The 22724-nt window shown below is 55.6% G+C and carries 12 protein-coding genes and 1 pseudogene; 6 read left to right on the forward strand and 7 right to left on the reverse strand.

What is annotated here, in order from left to right; genetic code table 11:
- Both LEPIL_RS00610 and LEPIL_RS00615 read right to left on the reverse strand, forming a co-directional pair.
- The coding region (locus LEPIL_RS00610; RefSeq protein ID WP_002768919.1) for a coiled-coil domain-containing protein at positions 1–11461 on the reverse strand (11461 nt) is incomplete at its 3' end.
- A 37-nt stretch (positions 11462–11498) separates the two neighbouring features.
- Positions 11499–12164: a hypothetical protein gene (locus tag LEPIL_RS00615; RefSeq protein ID WP_246811964.1), complete on the reverse strand. Its 666-nt coding sequence runs from the start codon at positions 12162–12164 to the stop codon at positions 11499–11501.
- 423 nt (positions 12165–12587) lie between these two features.
- Here LEPIL_RS00615 and LEPIL_RS00620 point away from each other — a divergent pair, with 423 nt between their 5' ends.
- Together LEPIL_RS00620 and recA are read left to right on the forward strand one after the other, a co-directional pair.
- Entirely contained in the window at positions 12588–13199 is a 612-nt protein-coding gene (locus LEPIL_RS00620; protein ID WP_002768923.1) for a CDP-alcohol phosphatidyltransferase family protein, read from the forward strand.
- Between the two features lie 211 nt (positions 13200–13410).
- Positions 13411–14523, forward strand: a complete 1113-nt coding sequence (gene recA, locus LEPIL_RS00625) for a recombinase RecA (RefSeq protein ID WP_002768925.1) — start codon at positions 13411–13413, stop codon at positions 14521–14523.
- Positions 14524–14610: 87 nt separating this feature from the next.
- On the opposite strand, the gene LEPIL_RS00630 is transcribed toward recA, so the two are convergent.
- A complete protein-coding gene (locus tag LEPIL_RS00630; protein ID WP_002768927.1) occupies positions 14611–15585 on the reverse strand; it encodes an NAD-dependent epimerase/dehydratase family protein in 975 nt (324 codons plus the stop codon).
- Positions 15586–15774: 189 nt separating this feature from the next.
- On the opposite strand from LEPIL_RS00630, the gene argC reads away from it, so the two are divergent.
- From argC to LEPIL_RS00645, 4 genes and pseudogenes are all read left to right on the forward strand, one after another.
- Positions 15775–16818, forward strand: a complete 1044-nt coding sequence (gene argC / locus LEPIL_RS00635) for an N-acetyl-gamma-glutamyl-phosphate reductase (protein ID WP_002768929.1) — start codon at positions 15775–15777, stop codon at positions 16816–16818.
- 139 nt (positions 16819–16957) lie between these two features.
- Positions 16958–17241, forward strand: a pseudogene (locus tag LEPIL_RS23860) (DUF1564 family protein); the annotation flags it as partial.
- Positions 17242–17352: 111 nt separating this feature from the next.
- A complete protein-coding gene (locus tag LEPIL_RS00640) occupies positions 17353–17922 on the forward strand; it encodes a hypothetical protein (RefSeq protein ID WP_143464634.1) in 570 nt (189 codons plus the stop codon).
- A gap of 43 nt (positions 17923–17965) precedes the next feature.
- Positions 17966–18706 carry a YwaF family protein gene (locus tag LEPIL_RS00645; RefSeq protein ID WP_002768935.1) on the forward strand — a complete coding sequence of 247 codons (741 nt, stop codon included), beginning with the start codon at positions 17966–17968 and terminating at the stop codon, positions 18704–18706.
- Here LEPIL_RS00645 and LEPIL_RS21395 read toward each other — a convergent pair.
- The 4 genes from LEPIL_RS21395 to LEPIL_RS00665 form a co-directional block, all read right to left on the reverse strand.
- Positions 18663–19115 carry a DUF1569 domain-containing protein gene (locus tag LEPIL_RS21395; protein ID WP_002768937.1) on the reverse strand — a complete coding sequence of 151 codons (453 nt, stop codon included), beginning with the start codon at positions 19113–19115 and terminating at the stop codon, positions 18663–18665. The two genes, LEPIL_RS00645 and LEPIL_RS21395, sit on opposite strands and share 44 nt — an antisense overlap.
- Positions 19112–19495: an arsenate reductase family protein gene (locus tag LEPIL_RS00655; RefSeq protein ID WP_002768939.1), complete on the reverse strand. Its 384-nt coding sequence runs from the start codon at positions 19493–19495 to the stop codon at positions 19112–19114. Before LEPIL_RS00655 ends, LEPIL_RS21395 begins: the two co-directional genes overlap by 4 nt.
- A 53-nt stretch (positions 19496–19548) precedes the next feature.
- The gene (gene trpB / locus LEPIL_RS00660; protein WP_002768940.1) at positions 19549–20820 is read right to left on the reverse strand and encodes a tryptophan synthase subunit beta; all 1272 of its coding nucleotides are present in this window, start codon (positions 20818–20820) and stop codon (positions 19549–19551) included.
- Positions 20821–20904: 84 nt separating this feature from the next.
- Positions 20905–22686 carry a proline--tRNA ligase gene (locus tag LEPIL_RS00665; protein WP_002768942.1) on the reverse strand — a complete coding sequence of 594 codons (1782 nt, stop codon included), beginning with the start codon at positions 22684–22686 and terminating at the stop codon, positions 20905–20907.
- Positions 22687–22724 lie beyond the last annotated feature (38 nt).

Below are 22724 nucleotides of genomic sequence, written 5' to 3' on the forward strand. Positions count from 1 at the left end.
CCATGCTGATGCCGGCGTTACTGGCTAACGTCTGCAGCTGGGTGTTGAATCCACCAAGCACCTCGGTTAATGCGGCTTCGCTGGCCGCTTCTGAGGCCTTCTTCTTGAGGTCGACCTCCCACTGCTCGCGGTCGGCCATGTGCTTCGCTATGCGTTCATCCCACTCTTTATTGCCGTCTTCTATCTTACGATCGAATTCTCGTTCCCAGTCTCGCCATTCGGTTAAATAGCGGTCCTCGGCGTCGGTCCACGAGCGTTTGCCGGCCTTGAGCATGGCGGCTACGCGGCTCTCCCATTCCTGACGGCGGTCGAGCAGTTCCTGTTCGCGAAGATCCCACTCCTTTTTCTGTACGTTGACTCTCTGCTGCAACTCCAGATCGAATACGGCCTGCTGGTTGGCTTCATAGTCGGCGTAGATCATCGTATAACCGGCATACTCCCGGCCGCCTTCTGCGTCGGTTTCATTGTCGGCTGCTTCCGTGAAGAGGTCCTTCATGGTGCGGTCGCGTTCTGCTAAGATAAACGACCAGTCGTTATCGCCTGCCTGCGCCTGTCCGGCGGCGAGGTAATCCTGCACGCGATCGTTTCTCAAGATGTTGCCGTGATCGACAAGAGAACGCAGGATGTTGCCGGCATGATAGACGGCCTTATCCTCGACGTCTTCATCAAAAAGGGCGAGCACATAGCTGATATTTCCGTGATGATCGGCTACGGGAATACGCGTATATTTCTTTCCGAGTAGCGATTGCAGAAAGGGGTCGGTGACCGGCGCTTCTACATACTTCTCCAATTCTTCGTCATAGATTTTCGGTGGCTTATACTGGTACACGCCGCCATCCCTTTTGAGATAAGGATATGCCGGATCACCAGCCCGTACGATCTGGTCGCGGTCATACTTGCGGCCGAAGGAATCCGTAAACTCGGCTTCTCCCTGCGAGGCTTTTGCGTCATATACCTCGGCCTTTTCTTCTTCGGTTAATTCTTGACTGCCCCCATTCGAGTCGACGCTTGTGATGTTGCCCTCTTCATCCATCTCGACGAGATAGCGCAGATCCTCTTCTGTGAGGCTGTAGAGCGAGTGGACAAGCTCCGGGTCTGGATCATCCTGCAATTCTCCGTATTTTTGCAGGCGTTCTTTGAGCGTTTTCATGTCAGGAATCTTCGTGAAATACTCAAGCTTCGCTTTTGATGCCTCATAGGTTCTCTGTCGCTCAACAACCTCGCCTATACCGAGTTTCTCTGCACCCGCTGCTTTGAGTGTATTGGCTGCTCCGATTGTCAGTAGGACATTCGCTATCAATACTTTCGCTGCCGCTGCTGACATCTGAGATGTCCCCTGACGAACGATAGCCATAAGTGGAGGAATTGCAGCCAGGCTTCCACCAAACGTAACAAAGGCGGCGGCCTGGGCGACGGCGATCGCCGCGTATGCTGCTGCAATAATCGGCGTCCAGATCATATTGACGATATCACGCTCCAGCATGGCAAGATCCCTTTGTCCGGCTGCCAGAATCATACCATAATACAGATTGGAGAAACCGGAAAATGAGCCAAAAACGGAACCGGATTTGTGAGATAACCACTCTCCAATAGAGGCGGCATCTTCTTGAGGAATGGCGCCGCCGATGAGCATGCCTGCTGCGGCGATAATGACCTGAGAGGGCGTGATCTGCGGAGCCTGCGTCATGGATTGCTGTCCGATGGAGCGCAGCCAGTCGCCACTCTTCCAGTACCATGCGGAAAGCTCTCCAAAATAATTCCCCACACCCGCTTCATACTGAGCGGCAAGACGCTGATAGACGGCGTTGCGGGCGGCTGTGGCTTCTTCGCGTTCCGCTTCATCTGCGATATTAGAAAAATCCCCGAAGTGATGAGCCAGCGAATCCTCGAACCTCTGCTTCTTCTCGGCCGTTTCCATCTCAAGTCGCCGGATCTCTGCCTGCACGAGCGTCTGCGCCTTCTGCAGGCGGATCATGCGCATCGTATGCTTGATGTAATCGGCGCGGGCTGCGATGAGCGTGCCGTATTGCTCGTAGATCTCCCGATTTTCGAGATCTTCGAGCCGGTCGATGTCTTCGTCTTTGATATCGGAATTGCGGGCCTGCCGGGCATCCTCGATCGACAGAAAGCGATACTGTCTGTAGACGAGATCGCGCAGTTCGGCGAGTTTTTTGCGCTCGTCATCGGTTAACGGTACCTTCACGGCGGCCGAGACGGCGGGATCGACGTTATCCAGAGCACCGAGCACGCGATCAAACTTCTCCATATTCGTGTCGATCTGTACGTTATAGCCGGCCGTTTTGAGCTGCGCATTGGCCTGCTCCAGTAAAAGACCCGCCCGACGGTATTCTTCGCGGGCGTCGGTGGCGTAGTCTTTGAGGGCGTCGAGACGGGCCTCTTCGCTCATAGAGGCCGAGAAGAGATACGGAGTCTCGGCATAGTCCTTCACGGCAAGACGCCGCTGTGCGTCGCCCTGCGCGCTTTCAAGGCGCCGCCACCAGGCGCTCATGTCATCGAGATGCCTTGTATACTGGCTGATGGCCGTGCTATAAGCGTCTTGCAGAACGCCGGCCTCTGTCGTCAGGGCGTCGTAGGCAAGGCGTGCGTTCTCGAACTTCTCTGCGATGGGAGTAAAGATCTGCTCCACAAAGAGGGTCTGCCCGAGCACCTTCAGATGCTTGCGACGGGCCGAGGCTCCGAACTGGTCCTCGGCCTTGCTCACCGCCTCTTCAAGACCGTCGATCTCACCTCTTTTCTCAAGCTGAGATTCGTCACCGGAGTCCGCACTGAGGGTGAGGGCCGCTGTACGGGCCGTTTCAAAAGAGGTGCGCAGCGACGCATAGTTACCCGACTGCGCCTTTGCAAGCTGGTCTTTCAGGCGATCTTCGGCGCTGCCCGTGGCGTCAACCTCCGAGGCGGCGCGGGAGAGTCCGCGCAGGGCGTCGCTCAGTCCGCTTAACGCATCCAGATAGTTGTTGGCGAGATGCGCATGATAGGCCTCAATCATCTGCTGCGCCGATGAGGCATTCCGGTTAAACGTGATACGCTGTACGGTGCGCAGCTCCACAAGACTGTCGTCTGTGGCATCGGTCGTATTCTGATCGAGAACGATGGAGTCGTAATCGCTGCGGATACGGTCGCTTACAAGGCGATTCACGAACGATCCGTCGGCAAACATGGCGGGAAGATTCGAAGCGACAAGCGCACCCTCCGTCGAATCGAGCGCACCTTCCGTCTCAAGGAGCATACCCTGACGGAATTCATGATACGTCTGCACGATCCTGCCGTCCTTATCCGTGGCCGGAGGATCCGTCTCGACGTTATAGAAGTTCACGTCAAGATAGCGATCGTCCTCTAAGACGTTCGCCAGATACTTGCGATAATCCGCTTCAAAAAAACCATTACCGTCGTCTGCATACGTGCGATAATTCACAAAACGACTCTGCGTGACGTTCGCTCCGCGAAGGGCGGCAAAAGAGGCAAGGCGGGCGGCTACGGCCTGCTTCAGACTGTAATCGGTCGCAAGATTTTCAAGGGCACGCCTGTCGGCATCGATGTGAGAGAGAAGGCCATACTGCGCCTCGGCCACGCCTTCCTGTGCAAGGGCGCGACGCTCTGCATGCATCGAACCGAAGTCGGTGAGGTCTGCCTCGCCTTTCAGGAAGTCGGCCAGATCGTTACGCAGCGCGTCGGCTTCCAGATACCTTGCGATGAAGCGTTCGAGAAGCGTCGTCTCTTTACGCAGCGTCTGCAAAAACGCCGGTTCAAGGTCCTGAAGCGTCCGGGCGATCGCCTGAGCGACGTCGTCACGCAGATCTGCGGGCACACTGTCGGGCAGGTTCGCCGCGACACCGGAAGCCGTCGGGTTATCCAGCGCCACAGACCGCATAAGCCCGACCATGAGGGCGCTCCTATGCCTGCGCGCTTCGGCGATCTTCGCGTCGGTCATTTCAGACCCGGCAAGGTTTCCGAAAATCTCAGCGTCGATCTTCTCAAAGATGCCGCTTGTGATGAGCTCCTGCGAGGAGCGCATCGCGAAATATTTCTTATATGCTGCGGCATGCGTCGCAAGAGAGGTCTTTTCTTTCTCGGTCAGAGCGTCGAAGAACGCCGTCTTGAGGTTTGCAAACGGCGTGGAAAGATCTCCCGGTACGACAAAATCCGTATCAGCGGCATAGATCAGATGATAGAAGAATCCTCCGCGGTCGTTCTTTGCAAGTTCGCGCAGACGACCGTCGGCCTTCTCGAGTTTCGAGAAAAAGATCTCTTCTATATGAGCGGCTCTTGCACCCTCGGAAGCAAGAAAGATCTCAAGGGCGTCGCGTTCCGCCTCCGTTCCATAATGGAAGTTCATGAGCGACTCCTGTCGCATCAGATCTTGCAGAGAAGCCTGCGATTGCGAGGCGGCCTGCACGATCAAGAAGCGCTTCACGTCGTCGCGAAGGCTCTGCGTTCCCGACAGATCACCGTAACCGGCAAGCGTGATGGCGCGATCAAGATCGGCATCTGAGATGTCGGTTAAAGATAAAGAGAGATACCCCGCACCTGCGCGGCGAGCGGCTTCCTCCGAGGCCTCGATACGCGCAAGTTCCTGATAGAGCCCGGGTATGCCGAAGCCGGCGGCGATCTCTTTGAGAACGGTGCGATAGTTGCGGTTTTCCAGATTCGCATAACCCGGATGATCGGTGCGGTACTGCTTCCATGCGTCGGGAAGCACCGATTCGGCCGTGGTCGCCTCGCCGAGTTCGCCGCTGCTGCGCAGCATGCGGATCACGGAGGGATCATACATCTCGACAGACGGTTGCTGTACAAGAAAGGCGAAGGCGGCGTCAAAGAAGGTCTCCACTGCATCGTCGCCGACAAGACGCTCGCGAAAGCTGAGACCTCCGTGCGCGTATCTCGCATCGGCAAGCATGGCGTCATAGATCGTGCGGTAGGCCACCTCATCCGTGGCTACAACGCCGGTAAGCGTGAAGCCGGACTGCACGGCATAGGCCTTCACGCGCTCCATGTAGATGCGACCGGTGAAGTCCGAGAAGAAAGCGCGCTCATCCAGTGAGCCGATGCCGTTCGCCGAACCGGCGGAGGTCAGCCGCAGGTATTCCTGTTGCATCACAAGCTTCACGATGTCAGCTCCGCCGCGGGGCAGAAGGTCGCCCGACGTATGGCGATCCTGCATGTACTCGCCCAGATAATCCTGGATGCTGCGGGTAGAGTTCGCCTGTGATAGATAATCTTCTATAGAGTGTGTCGATTGCCATTGCGAGAAATCACGCAGAAGAACGGAGGCGGCAAAGTCGGCCTCGATGCCGCGAAGATCAAGCACCGCAGACTCCCGTTCGCTTTCCACGTCCGAATTCTTGAGCGTCTGATAGTCCGCATAACGCTTCTCAGCGCGTTCATACTGCCGCAGCATTACAAACTCCCGGAACTCCTCGGGGATCAACTTCGCCTCGAACGTGTCAAGCGAGTCGCCCAGAGCAAGCATCGAGCGCAGCGTGCGTATCAGGATCGATTCCTTCGCCGTGAGAACCTGCTCATCCGTCGGATCGACTAACCCGGCGCCATAAGCCTCAATCGCCGCTTTGAGATCGTCAAAATCCTCGCCGTTCTGGATCATCACAAGCAGATCGCGCACCATCGACGTGAAGACGGCGTCTTTCAGCCGATCCAGAATCTCGACGCGAAGCACGTTTTTCTTATCATCAAGCGTACCCGTCGCAAGCTCGGCGGCAAGATCGTCAAAGATCGTCGCCAGCTCGGATTTCGCCGTCTGTCCCCGATTCATATAACGTCCGATAAAAAGAGAGACCTTCTCATCGACCTCGGCCTTGAGCTCGAGATCGGCCTGCATGCGGAAGCTGCCGAAACTCTCGCCTGTCAGTGCCTCAAGCGAGGCAACCATATCGGTCTCATACCCGTCGACGGCAGAAAGCAGCTGTGCTTTGAGTTCCGCACCCTGCAGCGGACTCTTTTCTATAATCGAGAGAAGATGACTGCGATACAGATAGGCCGATGCAGGAAGGCTATCAAGGGCCGCCCGGATGTTCTTCTCAAAGTCCGTATCACCGACCGACGTTACCTTCGCCCTGACGACCGTCGGATCAAGCGAGTCCATCTCTTCCAGATACGCATCGGGATCGGCCGCCACAAGCCCGCCCGTCGATCCATACTCACCGAGCGCATTCGAGAGATAAACGCCGTAGTTCTCGGCCATCGCATAGATGGCCGCATCGCTCTGCTGCCGGCGCAGACGGTCCACCGTAAGGGAGAGCTGCAGCACCCGCCCCTTCATCGTATCGTCGTAGATGCCGTCGAATGTCCCCTCCTCGTTATAGCCGTCGAACAGGCGAAAGACATACGCGTTCTCGGGCTTTTCTATAATGGCAAGGGCGGCCGACGCTACGTTCCCCTGACTCGCCTCGGCCGTCGTCATCGCCTCTTTCAGAGAGGCCTCGAACTTCGCAAAAAGCGCAAGCTTCATCTGCAGCTTCGCATAACGATCTTCATCGGCACGGGCATCTTCAGCGATCGTGTCGGAACCAACGGCCCACCGATTATTTGCAGAATCCCAGTTCCAGCCCTTCTCGATAAACGCACGGGCCGCGGCAAGCTCGATCAGCGAGGATTCGAGCTTCGCGGCCGCAGCACGTACGGCCTTCGGTGTTCTTGCAGAACGCTCCGCATCTTTGAGATAAGAAAGAATATTCTTCGCCCAGCCCTCAAGCTGCGCCGCATTGCGTCCTCCGGCAAGGACCTCATCAAGCGACGATGTCGCATCAAAGCCGAGCGCTGCAAACTCATCGCTGACGATGCCCTCTCCGTCATCCGTACGCAGGATCTTTCCGTTTGCATCGGTTTGATAAAATCCGATCATCGCCTTGAGTTCGTCGCCGGCCGTCACTGCAAGCTCGCCCGATTCAAGGGCGTCTCTCTGCTGTATGCCGTTTAAAAGCTGGGCGGCGATCATCTGTCGCGAACGCTCCACGGAAAGAGAAGAAAGCGCCGACTGCGCGAAGGCTACCGATGATCCGGGGCTCTGCAGCTCCGACACGATGGCCTGTGACTGACGCAGCGCCGCCTCTTTCTCAAGCTGCGACGTGCGCAGGTTTGACTGAAGCTCTTCAAGGCGCATGATCTCACCCAGAAGGCCCGCCGGCGGCGCCTGACCGGCTTCCAGTATCGCATCCATCTCGCGCTGCAATCGTCGCAGGGTCAGTCGTGTCGCCTCCAGTTCTTGCGATACCTCGACCAATGCCCTCTCATCAACAGAGGCCTGACGTTGCGCTGCGACGGCCAGCTCCCGCAGATACACCGACTGATAGGTCGTTTCAAGCGTGACAAGCTCCACGCGCATCGCCTGACCGGCACGGTTCAGTCCGCGGCGCAGATCGGACGCCGAGGCGATGCTCTGCACTCCATAACGCACAAGGATTTCGCGGTCCTCCGCAGTCATAGATTGATACGCCGTACGCAGACCGGCGTCAGAAGACGAAAGAACGTTATCCAGACGGCCAAGAAGATCTTCACGGTCGCTACGATACCCGACGATGCGCGCATCATCGGCCGAAAGGGGAAGATTTGATCTCAGACTTGAGCCCTTTACGGCAAGATCGTTCTGCGCCTGCACATACTCGATCAGGTCGTCCCACCGCTCCTCTTTGCTCAGAGGATTCGCCGACGTCGGCGCAGTGTTCACATACGAGAAATAGCTCTCGTTCGAGAGAATCCAGTCGCGCAGGATGCTCGCTACCTCATACTCGCGGTTCGCCTGCGACGGATCGATATAACCCGCATAATCGGATACGGACGTCGTAGTATTCACATTGCGACCTCTGGCAGACACAAGAGCGTTCGCCGATGCAAGAAGTTCGGCAAAGCCTTTACCGCGATTCGCCTCGATAAAACCGACGAGAGCGGACGACGCCTCTTTACCGATACGGATCGCTTCTTCCGTAAGCTCTCTCTGCGACTCCGCAAGGTCATCGGATAGATCCGGGGCGGCCGTTCCGTTTAAATAAGAGACAAGAAGATCCTGGCGCACCTTCGCCTCGCCGCGAATGCCGTCTATGACAAGCTCGATCGAACGATCGATGAGATCGGCCATGCGCGCTCGGCCCGATTTCAGCTTCTCGATCAATGCCTCGTTTCGTTCGGTCTTCGCCTCTTCCGTCGCAAGCTGCGCCCCGAGGCTCTGCCATTGTGCCTTCGCATAGGTCAGGTTATCCACAGCCTGTATAACGATACCGTAGCTTGCCGTTTCCCCCGCTCTCACGATCAGCTCCGGATGCGAGAGGATCGCATCGGCGCGCACCACGGGATCGGCAGAGTTCAGAGAAGAGGCAAGGCCGGGCAGAAGGCCGTCAAGAGTAGCGCGACGCTCCTTTGCCGCCTCAGCAGACGCAAGCACAGAGAGCACCTCTTCTGTATACGCGAGGTCGACCGCCGCCTGCTCCTGATCGGCAAGCAGTCTGTAGTACTCTCTGTACTTTTCTTCAAGCTGCGTCTCGGGAGCTTTCGCCTGAGCCACATCCTTCATTCCGTTCAGCAACGCGGCAAGCTCCGATGCGGCGCTCTTGATCTCCAGCTCAACAAGACTGGCCGGATCGGCCCCCGACAGAATCTGGAAATCAGTGTAGGCCTGACTGTACTCAGCCTTCGCAGCATCCAGCTGCTGACGTGCCGCCGCAAGCTGCGTGGCGTTTTCCGCAAGTGCGGCCTGAGAATCCGTCATATCCTGTAAGAGATCGGTTAACGAAGGACTCTTATAGATAGCGAAGACCTCGTTCTTCTCAGATACGAATTCCCCCGATCTGTATTCGGCCTGCAAAGAAACGACCTCGGTAGAGATCATGCCCGCCGTCTGTCTGATCTGAGAAAGCGCGCCCTCGCGCTGCTCGCCACCGATCGAGAGAAGCGCAAACAGACGATCGCCCAGAATTGCAAGACGATGCCGTTCTCCACCGTGATATTCAGTAATATATGCCGTGATGCGCTCGCGCAGATTCGATATCGTCCCCGCCGTGAGATCCGATACGTCATAGCCGGCAATCTCATCAAGCAGGGCCTTCTCGGTATCAAGGCCGTCGGCCGTCGCAGCCATCTTCGCCACATCGACGCCGCGGGACAGAAGAAGAGCCGTAAAACCCTCCTCGGTCGCGCCGTGTTCCAGATCACCCTTTAAAAGAAGATAACCCGTCTCGATCAGAAGCTCACGAGCATGCGCCACTTCAGCGCGCTCCTTCGTAACCGAGGCGACTTCAAGCGCCGCATCGTACTGCTCCGCAAGATCCGCATAACGCTTCACCTCAGCGGCTCGCTCATAACGATCGGCCACATAGTCACGCTCCCGGCGCAGAAGCTCCCACTCATACTCCGCCCGCGTCATCAGATACGGATCATTGTCGTTCTCGCTCAGATAATAACCGGCATGGGCATCATCAAAATACGCAAGCACACGGTTCTTCAGCCGCACATCCCGGTCCGTCGACAGATCAAACCAGTCGTCGATCTCTTCCTGGATCGCCTTAAGCGCCGTCGTCTCGTCGGTTACGCCGCGCGGACGGTCGATGATGCGCAGGATCTCGCTACGCTGCTCGTCATAACGCCCATCAAGCAGCGCGACCCGACGACGCAGCTCCGCTATCGTCGTGATCGACTCCGACTTCGGATTAAAGGTCGACTCTTTGAGTTCCGTAGCGCGATCCACAAAGACGGCGTTCGACGTGATCATGTCGCTCAGATCTCGACGATACAGAAGATATTTCTCCCAGTTCGCGTCAGTGCCAAGCTCGGCCTTCAGTTCGGATTCAAAATCGGATTCGGAAAGATCGGCGAGATCGGCGCGAAGATCCCCCGCGTATAAACGCCTGTCTTTCAGAAGCCCGCTTGATACGTCGCCGGAGTTCATGTTCCCGTCCAGACGACTCTCGGCAGTTGCAAGCATCGACTGAAAACGCGTGATTGTCTGCAACATCTCATCACGCTGCTTGATATAGAAATCCTTCAGCTTGCGCTCCGGTGAACCCGCCGGACCGTCCGGAGCCTCTTCAGCCATGCGCTTGAAGAAACGATATGATTCCTTCGCCTGAGCAAGCGCAGCTCCGCCTCCCTTCACCATGTCGCCTAACTGTGAGAGCGTGCTGTCGCGGCGGGATTTCTCTTCTTCTACGAATTTCGCAAGCTCCTTCTCGGCATTCTCGCGACTCTCGTAAAAAGCCTGAATCTTTCCCTCCCAGGCCGTGCGACCCGTCTCGATCTTCTCCTGCACCTGCTTCAGCCAGGCCTCGCGCTGCTTCTTCAGCTCGTCGTGATTCTTCTTCCATATCGCCTCGGTCTCTTCGCGGCTCTTCTTCGAGGCGTTCATCCATTCAAGGCGCTTTTCGTATAACTCCTCCTCGGCCTGCTGCCAGCGATACAGGCCCGATTCGATCATCGCCTCGACCTGCTTCTCCCACTGATCGACAAGCACGGCCTCTGAGGTGCCGTTATTAACGCCTTCCGTCATACCCGATTCAAGCGTGTTCAGAAGCTCTTCGCTCTGAGCGTTCGCCTGCTCCGTCGCATTATCAATCACGGCGTTTGCGATCGCCGTCGCCGAATTAGCGTCGGCCTCATAACGCAGGCTAAGATCATTTACCCGGCGCACGGCAATATACTGATTGCGCCCCTGCAAGAGATAAAAATTCTCCTGCGTTTCATACGTGCGACGGATCTCGCCTTCCAGCCGATCGAGCTCGGCCTCGAAGGCGGCCTGCTCTTTCGCGCTCATCGGCCCCTGATTGGCCCTGATGCCTTCAAGTGTCGTGCTCATGCCACCGTAAAACGTCGCCGCAAGCAAGGCACGCTCCGGATCGACGACAGAATCCCACAGCGCAAGATCAAGAGAGGCCGTTGCAGCCGTGGCCTCCTCTGCTTCATCCACAAGATTCTTAAACGACTGGATACGCTCCTCTTCCGCTCCTTCCAGCTCTGCTTTAAACTCCTGCACGGCAAGACGCGCCTTGAAACCGCCGCGCTCTTCTTCTATGTAATCAGACGCCTGTTCTTCCCATTTCAGGCGGGCAGCCTCAAAATCCGCATAATAACGATCGCGATTCGCCTCCCGCTCTTCTTTGCCTACCTCGGACTGCTCCTGTTGCCGCAGCTCTTTGCGTATCTCTTCTAAAGCCTCGGACTCCCATAAGGCCTGTTCATGCGCAACGCCCGTCTCAACGTAGTTCGTCCAGCTCTGTTCTTCTGTAAGACGGTTCGCACGGTTGATATACTTCTCCGTCTCGGGACGGCCGCGCTCCTGAAACTCGCGAAAGCGCGGATCGGAAAGCAGACGAGAAGACGGCAAGAAAAATGAATAGAATAACGACAGAAGTACGACAGAAGCAGTCCATCGTTCCCATCGCCGAAATCGCGCCCGATGACTCATGAGCGTCTTCGACGTTGATCCATTCTTCTTCAAGTTCATACCGTTCTCCCTTCTCAGCAACAAAAAACGGGGGCCTCTATACAGAGAACCCCCGCACCTTTGCTATGATCGATATCTTATCAGCGACGTCAGGATTTGAATAACCCTGACGGATCGAATAATAACTCAACGATAATATGCTATTTCTACACACTTCTGTCGGGTTAAAGATTTGCCTGATGCCAACCAACCACATTGCACCACGGTCGATAAAACCGACGACCAGTCCACCCGATGATCCGCTGGAAATGCCCGTTACGCTTGCTTTCTGGCCTTCGAAACCCTGCCTCGAAGGTCTTGATGATGAAATAGACGCTCCCGCATGCCGTTTGGAATTCTCTTCATAGTGCGCGACATAAAGCTCGATGATAACCTCTTCCTCGGTCAGTTCCCAGGAGGTCGAAGACGAGAGTGGCCCGGAAATCCGGTCGTTTATAGCAGAACTTGATTCGGTTACAGGCACGCCCAAATCCAGACGAGGTCGCAGATCATCAGATACCGAAAGGCCGGTCGACACGGGCATTTCCACCAGCATGACAGGGCCGACCGGAATAAGAAACACCAGAAACAATAGTGAAAATCTGACCGCTTCGCACAGCGAACAAAACCTCTGGACGGCATGCACCATTTTACTCAACGGCTCCGAAAACAAAACAATGTCCCCGAAAAATTCCGTCAATACTTTTTGCTCCTCTATGCGCACAAAATTGTCCTTTTTGTTTTTTCCCCGGATCCGCACCCGGTCCGATTTTTTTGAGAAATTCTACCGATCCGGAACTATCAAGGGATAGCTCTGCACCCCTGAACGAAAAACAAGATGTCAGGCAAGCGGAGGATTACTTCAGGCTGTCCATCACATGCCACCGGGTTCGTACCTGCAAACTCCTTTAGCCCTTGACGTCTGTCCTTGGTTACGGTCACCTTCCTTTCGTGGCCCCCCACGCAGGAAAGGATCATTCGTGATACCTACTCCGACAGAGAAGAGGTGCCGCACGAGAAAGTTGCGAGCATCCTTTCCTCGCTCCCTCAACGCCCGCCACCGTCTCCCCTGACATCCAAAACCCGCTCGCTCACCACACTTCCATTTTCCTTGACCTGCAAATCGGCGACATAAACCTAAACGGTCATGGATTGGAAGCAGGCCTTTGACGAGCCCTTTGTGAACGTGTCGAACCTTCTCTCCGTTTTGCGCGTCCTGCTTCTGCCGCCGTTTGTGTATGCCTCCTTCGAATATCTGAGCCAGCCCGGACTGTTCTGGCTCGGCGTTCTTGTCGGTCTTGCCGCTCTGGCCGCCCTCACCGATTTTCTCGACGGCTTCCTGGCCCGCATTCTGCACCAGGAAACCATTGTCGGACGTTATCTTGATCCTATCTGCGACAAGCTCGTCATCCTCGGAGCGATGACGCTGCTTGTGCTCTATTTCGATTTCCCTCCGTATATATACGGATTCTATATTCTGCGAGAGATTCTCGGCGTCTGGATGGGCACCTTCCTTTACTTCAAGCGGGATCGGCAGGCCCGTCCGAATATCTTTGGAAAGGTGGCAGTCGGAGTGGCAGCCATTGTGACTGTCTGGTACTATGCCATCCCGTATCTGCGCACGAAACTCGACGAGACGGACTGGCGTCTTGATCCGACGCCGGCTGCATGGGGATTCGTGCTGATTCACATCCTCGGCATGATCGGCTACGCTCGCAGCTACGGGAAAATTATTCTTGAAAAAAATCCGGCCCAATGATAACCGTCTTTTGATTAGGTATCAGGTGTAGGCAATTTTGTTTTTCACTATGCAGTGCAGCGAGCGGGATTTTTTTATAATAAGACTTATGTCTCTGTCCTGCTGCTGTGCTACAAAGTATATGTGCGAGGGATTTTTTTCAGTACGTTCCGACCAGAACGACACCCTTACACCATAGAAACGAGGAATATTCAACGAACGAGGTAGAATCATGGCAAAACGTAAGATTGAGAAAAACCCTGTAAGCGCAGAGAAGCCGGTCGATGCAGACCGTGCCCGGGCCGTCGATGGCGCCATCCAGCAGATCGAGAAGCAGTTCGGCAAAGGCTCCATTATGAAGCTCGGCGACGATCGAGCGGCCTCAAAGATTGAAGCGGCGCCGACCGGCGCTCTGACGCTTGATCTTGCCCTTGGCATCGGCGGACTTCCGAAAGGCCGCATCGTCGAGATCTACGGGCCTGAGTCCTCCGGTAAAACAACGCTCTGTCTCTCAACGGTAGCCGAGATCCAGAAGGCCGGCGGTGTGGCTGCCTTTGTCGATGCCGAGCATGCGCTTGATCCCACCTTTGCGAAAAAGATGGGCGTGAATATCGACGAGCTGCTTGTGGCACAGCCCGACAACGGCGAAGAGGCCCTTGAGATCACCGAATCGCTCGTGCGCTCCAATGCCATCGATATCATCGTCGTCGACTCTGTCGCCGCTCTCGTGCCTCGTGCCGAACTGGAAGGCAACATGGGCGACGCACAGATGGGACTCCAGGCCCGACTGATGAGTCAGGCGATGCGCAAGTTGACAGGAACGATCTCCAAATCGAAAACCGTCGTCATCTTCGTTAACCAGATCCGCAATAAGATCGGCGTCATGTTCGGCTCGCCTGAAACGACGACCGGCGGTAACGCTCTGAAGTTCTACGCCTCGGTTCGTCTTGACATCCGACGCACCGAAACGCTGAAGAAGGCCGATGAGGCCTATGGCAACCGCGTGCGCGTGAAGGTCGTGAAGAATAAGGTCGCTCCTCCGTTCCGCCAGGCCGAGTTTGAGATCCTCTTTAACAAGGGCATCAATAAAGCCGGCTGTATCCTCGACTCCGCTCTCACACAGGGCATCGTCGATCGCTCGGGCACGTGGTATTCCTACAAAGAAGCGAAGATCGGCCAGGGACGCGAGAATGCCTGCACGTATCTTGAAGAGAATCCCGAGATCCTGAGCGAGATCGAGGCAGAGGTGCGCAAGCAGATCCTTGAAGGGAATGCAGTAGCGCCCGTTGCAGAAGAAGAGAACATCGATCCAGAAACGGGAGAGATTCTCGAATCTGCGGTTTGATCGGCGAGACCGGGGCTCAAAAGCCCCACTCAGAGTCGCTAAACGGCTCTGAATAACCGCACAGCCTATAACGCGACACAGGGCCTGCTACAGCAGGCCTTTTTCTTTCAGATGTGCGATCGTGCGGCTCAGGCCTTCTTCGATTCCGACAGACGTCCAGCCGAGCACGTCTCGCGCATGATCGCTGTTCGGGCGGGCTTGCCATAAGAGAAAGGTTAGCTGTCCGCGCGGAAGCAGCGGCGGTCGTCCCGTTATCGAAGAAACGGCCTCACCGGCGACGGCAAAGGCCCGAGCAAACCAGAGCGGCATGACGGGAGGGATTTTCTTAATCGGATGCAGGCGATGCACGATGCCGGCAAGCTCGACAAGACTGTAATAAGCATCGCTCAGAATAAAGCGATCCCCCGCCTTTGCCTTCATCGCAGCCATGATATGCCCCTGAGCACAGTCATCGGCAAAGACGACGGGAAAACCTCCGGGCAATAGCATCGGTATCTTTCCACGAATCAGATCAGCGACAAAATCGTTGATTCCCGGCGATGTCGACGGGCCCGGACCATATAGGCCAGCCGGATGCAGGAATACGATGTCCATTCCGTTTTCGAGATAGCTCACGGCCAGCCGATCGGCCTTCTGTTTGGATCGTTCGTAATGCGTTCCTTTAGGTGCGGGATCGATGATGCTCTCGTTATAGCTCTGATGCACATCGGCCTGAAAGACGTCGATGGTGCTCGTATAGACAACCCTTCGAACCCCTGCCTTTTTTGCTGCTTCAAGGACGTTGCGCGTTCCCTGCACATTCACTTTTTCGAAAACAGATACGTCTTTCAGCCACTGCTCGGGTAATCCTGCTGCATGAAATACAAGTTCGCATCCGTTGACCGCTGCTTCGAGGCTGGACGGATCGGTTACGTCGCCCGGCACCAACCGGCACTGTGCCGGCAGGACGGATCGCGCTCGACTCTCGTTTCTTACGAGTGCGTGCACTTCATGCTGCTCTACCAGCCTGTTGACGATGGCTGCTCCGACCATACCGGTCGCTCCCGTTACGAGAATCTTCATCTGCGTCGTTACTCCTGTTGCTTGCAGTCCGGTGTTGCAAAGCGGCTGCAAATGGACTGTACATCATTGCGCTCTTTCGTCGTCACATCCGGTCAGAATTCGTATATTGTCATCAACCGTTACAGAAAGTGAGTCGACGCCGACCGGCTTTAGCACGGTTTGAACCTATTCCCTTTCCGGTAGAAGAAGATGAACAGCAGAATCGATGTGGCAATCCTTGGAGCAGGCGGACTGACGGGCCGCGAACTGCTGCGCTGGATGCTGCGGCATCCGAATCTGCATCCTGTTCATATCACAAGCGATCAATGCGCAGGTCAACCCGTAAGCGCCGTTTTTGCGGAGCTTGATGAGCCCGCCTATGCCTCTTTACGCTTTTCAAAGCATGCCGATGCGCTGCCGTCGGGCATTCCCGTCTTCCTTGCTACTCCGAATAAGGATTCGGCCGAGCTTGCTCCCCGATTCCGCGAAGAGGGACGTGCCGTCGTCGATCTGAGCGGCAGCTTTCGCCTGCATGACGCATCTGTATTCGAGAAGGTCTACGGATTCGCTCATCCGCATTTTGACTGGGCTTCCAAATCCGTTTTCGGCCTTCCCGAGATGTTTCGCGAAGAAATCCGCTCCGTGCATAGTGAGGGAAAGATTCTGGCGAATCCGGGTTGTTATCCGACGTCGGTGCTCGGCGCCCTCGCCCCCCTTGCGCCAGTGCTGGGCAAAAGCAGCTGCATCATCGTCGATGCAAAATCGGGCGTGTCGGGAGCGGGCGGACGCGTCGAAGATGCCGGCTTCTCATTCGGCGGAGTCTACGAAAACTTTCGCGCCTACAAGATTCTCAAGCACCAACATGAACCCGAGATCGTCGAGCATCTTGGCCGGGCCGGCCAGTTCACGCCCGATCTGGTATTCACGCCGCATCTGCTGCCGACATTCCGCGGAATCCTCTCGACGATCGTCATCGTCTGGAACGATACGCCCGATGCACACCTGCTTGAAGCGATGGTCCGCGAGCATTGCGAGGCCGAGCCGTTTTTACGCTTCCGTTCGACTCCTGAAGAGGTGGAGCTGAAGCGCGTGCAGAACACGAACTTCATCGATATCGGCATTCGCAGCCGCGGCAACAAAACGGTCGTCGTCAGCGCCCTGGATAACCTTGTCAAAGGTGCGGCCGGCCAGGCGATCCAGAACCTGAACCTGATGCTCGGATTGCCCGAAACTGCCGGACTGTTACTGCAATAGTGTAAACAGAAGTCCGCTAATAGGCCCTTTCATTGAGATCGGGCCGTTTTCTCTGGATCTGTCCTGGCGACTGTACACAGATACATCTGAATCAGGGAAATTTTTGCAGCAATTCAGCCACTTCTCGACCTCCGTTTGGAGGACTGGCAAGTGGAAGAGACAGTAAAGGACAGAGCCTGGTGCGCGTGAATTTTTTATCCAGATGACAGGGACTGGGGGCGTCTGTCTGCGGTTGCCCATGCGACCGGGTTTTCCATGTGCTATATCTTCGTCTACCTGCTGCTCGTCGCCATGGGAGTGATATCCCTGGAGAATGGAGGAACACAACCAGTCAGGGTAAGCGGACATTGGAATCCCATAATCATTTGCTCTGTTTCTGTCGATGCAATCACCAGAAACCTCACAAGAATCCTCCAGACATAGCCTTCGACCCTTCAATCAAGATCCAACTATCGGCTCATGCTCTTTCTCAAAAAAAATCTTCGACCAGACTTTTTTTTGAGAAAAACGACCTATTACCTTGTAAGCATAGATATGGAACCGACACGCAAGGCCGTACTGGCTACGGCCTGCCTGCAAGCGCATGAGGACGATTACGGCATCGCCATTTCACCTCTGATCGTGCAATCCTTTCTCAAGAACCTGGAGAGAGCAGACCGGTATCTATGGAATAGCAATACCGCCATTGCAGGTGAACAGGGCACGGTCCGACATTTGCGGCTGACACCTCCTTCCTGGACGATTCAGTCCGAACTCGGGCATTTCAAGTGTGAAACGGTATGTCCTGACGGGCGATGGAAAGAGGCGGCGCGCTATCTTCCCCTTTTTGAAGATACTTCCGGTTCGGTCATCGTTGTGCGCATCGACGACCCCGCCTATCCGCTCGGTTGGTTGAATCCAGTCGTGCTTGAGGCCTTCCTGGATGGTCATGACTCTTACTACGATGGAGTCATCCCGCTGAACATAGGTATCAAGGACTTCCTGGTAAACCTGCATCCCGTAAGCACAGATCGAGAATCAGCGAGCCGACCTTCGGCTATCCCATCATTTCGCACCGATCTCTGGAGCGCTATGGAGCGCTCATTCGCCGCAATGGCCAGCTGATTCCAATTGACAGCATGCAGGGCCCGGGCTCTGCTTGGTTGCGATGGAACATGGTTCGAGCCAGCACTGGATCATCCTCAGTCTCACGCTGGTGTTGAGCGTCTATGTGACGCACGTCGGTCGTCGCGACGAAACCGGCAGGCGCTCTCACCGACTGGCGTTGCTTCTGGGGCTCGGGCTGATACTAAACTACGCCTTCTATGTCTTTTATCGCGTAAGAGAAGGCTACTGGGAGCTGCGCTACGATCTTCCGATGGAATTGTGCAACTGGTCGGCATTGGCGACAAGCGTGGCCCTGCTCACTCGAAATCGACTCTCTGCAGAGCTCTCTTACTTCTGGGTGATGACGGGCTCCATCAACGGAGTGCTGACGCCCGATCTCGATTTCGACTTTCCCCATGTGCGCTTCTTTATGTTCTTCATCGGCCACTCCGGATTGATCGTCGCCTGCGTCTTCGCCGTCTTTGGTCTGAGGCTGTATCCGCGACGCGGAGCGGTGCTGCGAGCCTTTCTCTTTTCAGAGCTGTATCTCATCGTCACGCTCGCCGTGAACTTTCTCGTAAACGGCAACTACGGCTACCTCATGGCTAAGCCCGGAGCGGGAAGCCTGCTTGACTATCTGGGGGATTGGCCTGGATATCTGATCCATCTGCAATGGATCATCCTTTTACTTTTCGGCCTGGCCTATCTGCCGTTCTACAGACTTTATGCCGGACGGCCTTCTCAGGCCGTTCAGGGATTCAGGGACGCAGCAAGAAACCGAGATGGTGTGCGGCATGATTGAGATGCACCCGCTTCCACTGCTCGATCGTGAGGTCGCCGAAAAGCGCTGAGGGGTAAAGCGGGCCGCGATGCTTCTGCAGCCTTTTCAACAGTTCAATGCATTCGTCGACGGCGGCGCGATCGTCGGGCTCAGGCTCATAGAGGGATTGCTTCACCGTTCCGCCGTCGGGCTTCTTTGTGCCGGTTTTTAACGCTTCGTTTAGAGCCCATCGCCCGATCGTTACCCGCACGATCCACGGCAGCTGGAAGCCGAATCCTTCGAGAGATCCTCTAAAATAGAACGACAGATGCCGGCAGACCTGGCTGAGCGTCCACCGACCGCCTCTTCGATAACCCTGCCCGTGCAGAGTCTCGATTTCTTTTATAACTTCGGAGTAATCCGAGAAAGACAGCTCGCGTCGTTCTTTCATGCTTTTATCCAGATTTTCTCAAATAGTTCTTCATTCAGGCCGACCGTGAACCGTTCCCCGTCGGTGACCACAGGCCTCTTGATCATCTTGCTGTGCGAGGCCAGTAAGGCAAGCAGCTCGTCCTCTTTAAGCGTAGCGAGCTTCTCTTTCATATTCAGCTCGCGATAGGTCGTGCTTGATGGATTCGCCAGTTTCGCCAGAGGAATACTCCGGCTGCCGTCAGGATTTACTGCCTGCTTGAGCACTTTCTTCAAGAATGCGACCGTCGGAGCCTTCTCTGTTATATCGACGAACTCATAGTCCAGGCCGGCGTCTTTAAAGAGCTTCTCGGCCTTGTTCGACGTTCCGCACTTTCGATAACCATACAGTCGGATTCCCATAGCGACTCCTCTACAAGCTATCTCAAAAAATGAATTCTAAAAGCCGCATCGCTTCACACGTCGGGTAACTCAAGCAACCGGGCTACCTCAGCCACGTCTTTATCGCCCCGGCCTGAAAGACAGACGAGCATACGGCTGCCTTTCTTTAGAGCTGCCTCGCGACGGGCGACGACAAAGGCATGGGCCGATTCGAGGGCGGGCACAATACCTTCGAGACGCGTTACCTGAACAAAGGCATCAAGCGCCTCAGCGTCCGGAACGCGTGTGTATTCCACCCTTCCGATCTTTGCAAGATACGCATGCTGCGGACCGACGCCGGGATAGTCCAGGCCGGCTGAAACGCTGTGTACATCCTGTATCTGTCCGTCGTCTTTCTGGATAAACAGTGAGTGCGTTCCGTGAAAGTAACCCGGCCTACCTGCGAAAACGCTTGCCGCATGCTCGCCCGGTTCATCGGATCGACCGCCCGGCTCGGCGCCGATCAGACGCACGTCGCGGTCCCCCAGGAATCCGTGAAAGAGTCCGATGGCATTGGAGCCTCCGCCCACACAGGCGACGGCGATGTCGGGTAACGCACCGGCCTTCTTGAGCATCTGCTTTCGCGATTCAAGTCCTATAACCGATTGAAAATCACGCACCAGCGTGGGAAAAGGATGCGGTCCGATGGCCGACCCGATGACGTAATGCGTTTCGCCGACCGTCTTCGCCCAGTCGCGCATCGCCTCGTTTGTGGCGTCTTTCAGCGTTCCCGTGCCCGATGTAACCGGAACGACGGTGGCGCCAAGAAGCTGCATGCGATACACGTTCAGCTTCTGACGCCTGACGTCTTCGGCTCCCATATACACCGTGCATTCAAAACCGAAATGGGCGGCGACCGTTGCCGTAGCCACTCCATGCTGTCCGGCGCCGGTCTCGGCTATCAGACGCTTTTTCTTCATGCGCTTCGCCAGAAGAGCCTGCCCGAGGGCGTTGTTGATTTTATGAGATCCCGTATGGTTCAGATCTTCGCGCTTGAGCCAGATCTGCGCTCCCCATGCCTCAGAAAGCCGCGGAGCGTAGGTCAGCTTTGAAGGCCTGCCTGCGAATTCTCTTTGATATCTCTTCCACTCTTTCAGAAAGCTGGTCGACTTGAGTGCCTTCGTATAAACAGCCTCAAGCTCTTCGATGGCGGGAACAAGCACCTCGGGGCTATAACGCCCTCCAAAGGGTCCGAAGTAGCCGTCTTCGGGAAAAAAGGCCTTTTCTTTAAATGCGTCGCGACTCAGATGCTTGAGAAAGCGCCTTGTATCACGATCCTCGAACGGATTCTGTATTTCTGATCCCATAATAACCTCAATTCTATAACACGCACCGACCGTCGGCGATCTCGATTGGTTTACAGGCTATCCATATTAGAGATGGCCTGTAAGTTATCTTTCCTCATACGGAGACTCGGGCAACGCAGGCAGACGCCCGTAAAGGTCCTCGCGAATCTTTCGCAGCTCCATGACGAGCACAGAGGCGTCGATCTCAAGCTTCTCGTTATCCTGACGGATAACGACTTCCAGTTTGCCCGTTTCAAAAAACGTCTTACCCGCCGTGATACGGACGGGAAATCCGATCAGTTCGGCGTCGTTGAACTTCACGCCGGGTCGCAGATCGCGATCATCCCAGAGGATGTCGAATTCTGCGCGAAGAATGCGGTAGAGTTCACGCACGCGAGACTTCTCTTCGTCCGTTTTGCAGATGTCGACCAGCAGGAATTCAAAAGGAGCGACGCTGATCGGCCAGATGATACCCTTCTCGTCGAAGTTCTGCTCGATCACGGTCGCCATCGTCCGGTTCAACCCGATGCCATAGCATCCCATAAGCGGATGCACGGGCTTCTGTTTATCGTTCAGAACGGTAAGATTCATCGCTTTCGTATATTTATCGCCGAGCTTGAAGATGTGACCGACCTCGATGCCTTTCACATCTCGCAGCTTCCCGTCCCCATCCGGAGAAGGATCGCCGGCCACGGCAAGGGAAAGATCGACCAACTTATCCTTCCATTTCTCGTCGACAAGAACGGGATGAAAGCCCTCAAGATGATGATCGACTTCGTTAGCGCCCGTCACCCATGAAGGTCGCGTCGCACACGACCGATCGAATAACACGCGAATCTCTTTCTTGAGATTCAGAGCGCCGGCAAAACCTGCCACGCTGCCTATTTCATCGAAATCGCCGTTTGGAGCCGGAGCGACCTCAAGGGCGCCTAAATGATTCTTGAGTTTGATCTCATGCAGCTGCCTGTCGCCGCGAATCAGAATCATCACCGTCTCTGTCTTTCCGTCCACATAGTCGGCTCGGTAGAGAACCGTCTTCAGAAGCGTATCGGTGCTCTTTTTTAGAAAAGCGGCTAACTCTTCGATCGTCTTCGTATTCGGCGTATGGATCTTTTTCAGGCGCTTCTTCGCATCGGCGGCCGCGATATCGGCGATCTCGCCCTTCAGCTCTTCGTACAGAACCGGCGTCTTTTCCTGATTGGAGCGATAGCTGCCCGACTCAGAAAGCAGAAGCGTCTCTTCGCCGATATGCGAGGCGACCATGAACTCTTCTGAGCCTGAGCCACCCATAGCGCCCGTGTCGGCCTCGACGGGAATGGTCTCCAGGCCGGCGCGAGCAAAGATCCGTCGATAGGCAAGGCGCATATCGTCGTATGTGGCGTTCAGGCTGTCCTGATCGTTATGAAACGAATAGGCGTCCTTCATGATGAATTCGCGAGAACGGATGACACCGAATCGCGGACGAATCTCATCGCGAAACTTTGTGTGAATCTGATATACGTTTACGGGCAGATCTTTATATGATTTGAGAAGACCCGACATCAGCTCGGTGAAGGTTTCTTCATGCGTCGGCCCGAGAACGTTCCAGTTCTCATGCCGGTCTTTCAGGCGGAACATCTCTTTGCCCATCACATGCCAGCGGCCCGACTTCTCCCATAGGCTGGCAGGAACAAGAACCGGCAGCTCAAATTCGTAGGCACCGGTGCGGTCCATCTCCTCGCGGACGATGCGCTCGATCTTGCGCAGAGAGCGCAGTCCCATGGGCAGGATGTGGTACAGACCCGCACCGAGCTTTTCAATAAGCCCGGCACGCACCATAAGACGGTGCGAATCGACCTGCGCATCCTGCGGATCTTCACGGCGTGTGGCAAAAAGGAATCCCTTCATAATCGAGATCGTTTTCGCGACACGCGCTGCGCTTACAA

This window comes from Leptonema illini DSM 21528, assembly GCF_000243335.1.
GTDB classification, from domain to species: domain Bacteria; phylum Spirochaetota; class Leptospiria; order Leptospirales; family Leptonemataceae; genus Leptonema; species Leptonema illini.